Below are 5,712 nucleotides of genomic sequence, written 5' to 3' on the forward strand. Positions count from 1 at the left end.
GTACCGCGGCGGCAGCCACGACGCGGGCTCCGGCAGCACGACCGTCCCCGCCCGGCCCCGGGACGCGACGAGCCCGACGGCGGCCAGCGCCTGCCACGCCCCGCTGACGGTCGCCGGGCTCACGCCCAGCTCGGCGGCGAGCCGGCGCACGGTGGGCAGCCGGTCGCCGGGCCGCAGGTCGCCGCTGCGCACCAGGCGCGAGACCGCGGCGGCGATCCCCCGGGGACTGCGGTCCTCCACGTGCTGGGCCACGTCCATGGGCGTCATCGTGCCCCGGCACCGCGGGCCCCGGGGCCGTCCGTCGACCCGGCGCCGCAGTGTTTACAGCCCCGTCATCGACGTTCTCGGGGACGTTACCGGCAGAAACGCCGCAGAAATGTTCAACCCCCAGAGTCACATTCCCATCGGGCCCCGTCACGGCGGCCCGGTCCCGGTCCCACCACCACGCGGAGGTCCTCCATGTCAGTCGTGCGCGTCGCCTTCACCCAGGCCACCTGGACCGGCGACAAGGAGTCGATGATCCAGCTGCACGAGGACTGGACGCGCAAGGCGGCGGCCGAGGGCGCGCAGGTCATCGGCTTCCAGGAGCTGTTCTACGGCCCGTACTTCGGCATCACGCAGGACACGAAGTACTACGAGTACGCCGAGACGGTCCCCGGCCCGACCACCGACCGGTTCTCCGCGCTCGCCAAGGAGCTGGGCATCGTGATCGTGCTGCCCATCTACGAGGAGGACCAGCCGGGGGTGCTCTACAACACCGCGGCGGTCATCGACGCGGACGGCACCCTGCTCGGCACGTACCGCAAGCACCACATCCCGCACCTGCCCAAGTTCTGGGAGAAGTTCTACTTCCGTCCCGGCAACCAGGGGTACCCGGTGTTCGAGACCGCGGTCGGCAAGATCGGCGTGAACATCTGCTACGACCGGCACTTCCCGGAGGGCTGGCGGGTGCTCGCGCTGAACGGCGCGGAGATCGTGTTCAACCCGAACGCCACCGCACCCGGCATCTCGAACAAGCTGTGGGAGGTCGAGCAGCCGGCCGCGGCGATCGCGAACGGGTACTACGTCATCGCGAACAACCGGGTCGGGCTCGAGGACAACGAGTACGGCGACGAGGCGGTGAACTTCTACGGCTCGTCCTACGCGGTGGGCCCGGACGGCAACTACGTCGGCGAGGTCGGCTCGACGACCGAGAACCAGCTGCTGATCCGCGACCTCGACCTGGACGTGATCCGGACGACCCGCGAGCGGTGGCAGTTCTTCCGCGACCGCCGGCCGGACGCCTACGGCCCGATCGTGGCGCCGTGAACGGGGGATCGCGATGAAGACCCTCATCACCGGCGGCACCGTCGTCAACGCGACCGGGCGCGGCGCCGCGGACGTGCTGATCGACGGCGAGACGATCGTCGCGCTGCTCCAGCCCGGCTCGACCGCCCTGGGTGTCGACCTGACCGCGACGGTCGACCGCGTCATCGACGCGACCGGCAAGTACGTGATCCCCGGTGGCATCGACGCGCACACGCACATGGAGATGCCGTTCGGCGGCACGTTCGCCTCCGACACCTTCGAGACCGGCACCACGGCCGCGGCCTGGGGCGGGACGACCACGATCGTCGACTTCGTCGTGCAGTACCCGCACGAGAACCCGGTCGACCAGTACGCGCTGTGGCACGCCAAGGCGGCGGGGAACTGCGCGGTCGACTACGCGTTCCACCAGATCCTGTCCGACGTGCAGGACTCGTCGCTGCACGCGATGGACGAGCTGATCGCCGAGGGCGTCACGTCGTTCAAGCTGTTCATGGCCTACAAGGGCGTGTTCCTGTCGGACGACGGGCAGATCCTGCGGGCGATGCAGAAGGCGTCCGACAACGGCGCGATGATCATGATGCACGCGGAGAACGGGTCGGTCATCGACACCCTCGTGCAGCAGCACGTCGCCCGCGGCGAGACCAGCCCGTACTACCACGGCGTCTCCCGGCCCTGGCAGGCCGAGGAGGAGGCGACGCACCGCGCGATCATGCTCGCCGACCTCACCGGGGCGCCGCTGTACGTCGTGCACGTGTCCGCGAAGCAGGCGGCCGAGCAGATCGCCCAGGCCCGGGACCGCGGCCAGAACGTGTTCGGCGAGACCTGCCCGCAGTACCTCTACCTGTCGCTCGAGGACCACCTCGGCGCGACCAGCGAGCGGTGGGGCGACTTCGAGGGCGCCAAGTACGTCTGCTCGACGCCGCTGCGCTCCAAGCACGAGGGCCACCAGCACCAGATGTGGAACAGCCTGCGCACGAACGACCTGCAGCTCGTGTCGACCGACCACTGCCCGTTCTGCATGACGGACCAGAAGGAGATGGGGATCGGGGACTTCTCCAAGATCCCCAACGGCATCGGCTCCGTCGAGCACCGGATGGACCTGCTGTACCAGGGCGTCGTCACCGGCGAGATCAGCCTGGAGCGCTGGGTGGAGATCTGCTGCACCACCCCCGCGCGGATGTTCGGCATGTACGGCCGCAAGGGCGTGCTCGCGCCCGGCGCCGACGCCGACGTCGTGGTCTACGACCCGAACGGGCACACGTCGATCGGCGTCGGGAAGTCGCACCACATGGCCATGGACTACTCGGCCTGGGAGGGCTTCGAGGTCGACGGGCACGTCGACACGGTGCTGTCCCGCGGCGAGGTCGTCGTCGACGGCGGTGCGTTCCTCGGCCGCGCCGGCCACGGCAAGTACGTCAAGCGCGGCCTGTCGCAGTACCTGATCTGACGGCCCCACCCCTGCGACCCCGAGAAGGAGGCACGCCCATGGAGTTCGGCGTCGTCCTGCAGAACGACCCGCCCGCGTCCCGGGTGGTCGACCTGGCCCGCCAGGCGGAGACCCACGGGTTCGACTACGTCTGGACCTTCGACTCGCACCTGCTCTGGCAGGAGCCGTTCGTGGTGTTCTCGCAGATCCTCGCGGCCACCCGCAAGGTGATCGTGGGCCCGATGGTCACCAACCCGGCGACCCGGGACTGGACCGTGCTGGCGTCGTCGTTCGCCACGCTCAACGAGATGTACGGCAACCGCACGGTGTGCGGCATCGGCCGCGGCGACTCCGCGGTGCGCACCCTGGCCGGCAAGCCGTCGAACCTGGCGACGCTGCGCGAGTCGATCCACGTCATCCGCGAGCTCGCGAACTCCCGCGCGGTCGAGCACAACGGCCGCAAGGTCCAGTTCCCGTGGTCCCGCGGGTCCGCGCTCGAGGTGTGGGTCGCGGCCTACGGCCCGCTCGCCCTGAAGCTCACCGGGGAGGTCGGCGACGGCTTCATCCTGCAGTGCGCGGACCCCGACGTGGCGTCCTGGATGATCCGCACCGTCCGCGACTCCGCTGAGGCCGCGGGCCGCGACCCGGACGCGATCAAGTTCTGCGTCGCCGCACCCATGTACGTCGGCGACGGCGACTCCCCGGCAGCCCGCGCGCACATGCGCGAGCAGTGCCGGTGGTTCGGCGGCATGGTCGGCAACCACGTCGCGGACATCGTCGCCAAGTACGGCCGGGGGTCGTCCGTGCCGAAGGCCCTCACCGACTACATCGAGGGCCGGCAGGGCTACGACTACAACGAGCACGGCCGCGCCGGGAACTCGCACACCCAGTTCGTGCCGGACGAGATCGTCGAGCGGTTCTGCCTGCTGGGCAGCCCTCGCGAGCACGTCGAGAAGCTCCAGGCGCTGCGCGCGCTCGGGGTCACCCAGTTCGCCGGGTACCTGCAGCACGACAACAAGGACGAGACCCTGCGGATGTACGGCGAGCGGGTCATCCCGGCGATGGCCGAGCACGTCGTGGCGACGGCATGACGACCGGGGTCGCCGGCGCGGGTGTCGCGGAGGCCGGGGACGCGGCCGTCGCGGCCCCCGCGGCCGGCGCGCTCGCGGGCCCCCGCCGGTCCCGGGCGCTGCCTGCACCGGTCCGGGCCCTGCGCCCCGTCGCCCTCGGCCTCGCCGCGCTGGTCCTGCTCGCCGCGCTCTGGGAGCTCGTCAAGGCGGTCGTCCCCGAGGACGGCTGGAGCGTCCGCGAGCTCCGCGTCCTGCCGCGCACCACGGACCTCGCGATGCCGCACGTCACCGAGATGCTGGCCCGGCTGGGCGAGCCGCTGACCGCCCAGCCCGGCGCGGACCCGCTGTGGCTGGCCGTGCTCCGCGCGGCGGGGACGAGCCTGCGGATCGCCGCGGTGTCCTGGGTGATCGGCGTCGCCGTCGGGTTCGCCCTCGCGCTGCTGATGACGCGGTTCCGGGTCGCGCGGTCGGCGGTGCTGCCGCTGGTCGTGCTCAGCCAGACCGTCCCGCTCATCGCGCTGGCCCCGCTGGTGAAGGGCTGGGGCTCGAAGCTCGAGCTCGGCTTCACCTGGGAGCCGTGGATGTCGGTCGCCGTGATCGCCTCCTACCTGGCGTTCTTCCCGGTCGCGGTCGGGGCCCTGCGCGGCCTCACCTCGCCCGACACCCTGCACCGCGAGCTGTTCGCCGGCTACGCCGCCTCCTGGTCCCAGGAGCTGGTCCGGCTGCGGCTGCCCGCGAGCGTGCCCCACCTGCTGCCCGCCCTCCGCCTGGCGGCCACGAGCGCCGTGCTCGGCGTCGTCGTCGCGGAGGTCTCGACCGGGATGCCCGGAGGTATCGGACGCATGATCCTCGAGTTCGCCAACTTCGCCAGCAGCGACCCCGCCAAGCCGTGGGCGCCGATCTTCGGGGCCGTGCTGCTCGGCCTGGTCGCCTCCGGGGCGGTCGCGCTGCTCGGCACCGCGCTGCGCCGGTTCCGCCGGACGGAGGTCGCGGCGTGAGCGCGCCGACGGCCGCCGGGGCCGCGCCCGCCGGGGCGCGCACCGCGACCGCCGCCGCCGTCCAGGTCTCCGGCGTCGGCCGCGTGTTCCCGGGGGAGGGCGGGCGGTCCGTCACCGCCCTCGAGCACGTCGACCTCACCGTCGGCGCGGGGGAGTTCGTGTCGCTCATCGGGCCGTCCGGCTGCGGCAAGTCGACGCTGCTCCGCCTGGTCGCCGACCTGGACGCACCGACATCGGGCACGATCGCCGTGTTCGGGCGGCCCGCCCGGGAGGCGCGGCTCGGCCACGACTACGGCATCGCGTTCCAGCAGGCCGGCCTGCTGCCGTGGCGCACGGTCCGCGCCAACATCGAGCTGCCGCTGTCCCTGCACGGCGTCGGCCGTGCGGCCCGGCGGGAGCGCGCGGACGAGATGCTGGCCCTGGTCGGGCTCGCCGACTTCGCCGACCACTTCCCGGACCAGCTGTCCGGCGGCATGCAGCAGCGCGTCGCGATCGCCCGGGCGCTCGCCGAGCGGCCCAGCCTGCTGCTGATGGACGAGCCGTTCGGCGCCCTCGACGAGATGACGCGGGAGCGGCTGCAGTCCGAGCTGGTCCGGATCTGCGCCGAGACGCAGGCGGCGGTCGTGTTCGTCACCCACTCGATCCCCGAGGCGGTGTTCCTGTCCGACCGGGTCGTGGTGATGTCCGCACGGCCCGGCCGGATCGCCGGGATCGTCGACGTGCGGCTCGGGCGGTCCGGTGAGCGCGGCGACGACCTGCGCGAGGACGCCGCGTACTTCGCCGCGGTCACGGCGGTGCGCGAGGCGCTGCACGGTGGCACCGGCGTGCCGAGCCGCGGGGTGGAGACCCGGTGAGCGCGGCCGCCGCCCCGGCGCCCGGCGCGCCCGCGCCCGCCGCACCCGCGCCTGCG

Annotated in this window: 6 protein-coding genes; 5 read left to right on the forward strand and 1 reads right to left on the reverse strand. The window is 72.5% G+C overall.

Translation table 11 applies throughout. The features are described from left to right. Positions 1-258, reverse strand: a 258-nt coding sequence (locus tag FA014_RS17390) for a GntR family transcriptional regulator (RefSeq protein WP_154730894.1), incomplete at its 3' end; no start/stop codon positions are given. A gap of 201 nt (positions 259-459) precedes the next feature. Between FA014_RS17390 and FA014_RS17395 the strand changes: the two genes are divergently transcribed. Genes FA014_RS17395 through FA014_RS17415 form a run of 5 tightly spaced genes read left to right on the forward strand, consistent with a single transcriptional unit; the run spans position 460 to position 5,656 of the window. Beyond that, a complete protein-coding gene (locus tag FA014_RS17395) occupies positions 460-1,308 on the forward strand; it encodes a nitrilase-related carbon-nitrogen hydrolase (RefSeq protein ID WP_154730895.1) in 849 nt (282 codons plus the stop codon). A 13-nt stretch (positions 1,309-1,321) separates the two neighbouring features. Next, positions 1,322-2,755 (forward strand): dihydropyrimidinase, encoded by a 1,434-nt coding sequence (gene hydA / locus FA014_RS17400; protein WP_154730896.1) that lies wholly within the window; start codon positions 1,322-1,324, stop codon positions 2,753-2,755. A 38-nt stretch (positions 2,756-2,793) separates the two neighbouring features. Beyond that, positions 2,794-3,825: a TIGR03842 family LLM class F420-dependent oxidoreductase gene (locus tag FA014_RS17405; RefSeq protein ID WP_154730897.1), complete on the forward strand. Its 1,032-nt coding sequence runs from the start codon at positions 2,794-2,796 to the stop codon at positions 3,823-3,825. Continuing rightward, positions 3,822-4,802, forward strand: a complete 981-nt coding sequence (locus tag FA014_RS17410; protein ID WP_154730898.1) for an ABC transporter permease — start codon at positions 3,822-3,824, stop codon at positions 4,800-4,802. Before FA014_RS17405 ends, FA014_RS17410 begins: the two co-directional genes overlap by 4 nt. Continuing rightward, complete coding sequence (locus tag FA014_RS17415) at positions 4,799-5,656, forward strand: ABC transporter ATP-binding protein (RefSeq protein WP_154730899.1); 858 nt, start codon at positions 4,799-4,801, stop codon at positions 5,654-5,656. The genes FA014_RS17410 and FA014_RS17415 overlap by 4 nt, the downstream gene beginning before the upstream one ends. Positions 5,657-5,712: the final 56 nt, after the last annotated feature.

This window comes from Cellulomonas hominis (assembly GCF_005239125.1).
GTDB classification, from domain to species: domain Bacteria; phylum Actinomycetota; class Actinomycetes; order Actinomycetales; family Cellulomonadaceae; genus Cellulomonas; species Cellulomonas hominis_A.

Bases quoted from the DNA above. Each gene is read 5' to 3' on its own strand.
- FA014_RS17405 (WP_154730897.1), top strand. From the start codon at position 2,794: ATGGAGTTCGGCGTCGTCCTGCAGAACGACCCGCCCGCGTCCCGGGTG.
- FA014_RS17395 (WP_154730895.1), top strand. From the start codon at position 460: ATGTCAGTCGTGCGCGTCGCCTTCACCCAGGCCACCTGGACCGGCGAC.
- FA014_RS17410 (WP_154730898.1), top strand. From the start codon at position 3,822: ATGACGACCGGGGTCGCCGGCGCGGGTGTCGCGGAGGCCGGGGACGCG.
- hydA (WP_154730896.1), top strand. From the start codon at position 1,322: ATGAAGACCCTCATCACCGGCGGCACCGTCGTCAACGCGACCGGGCGC.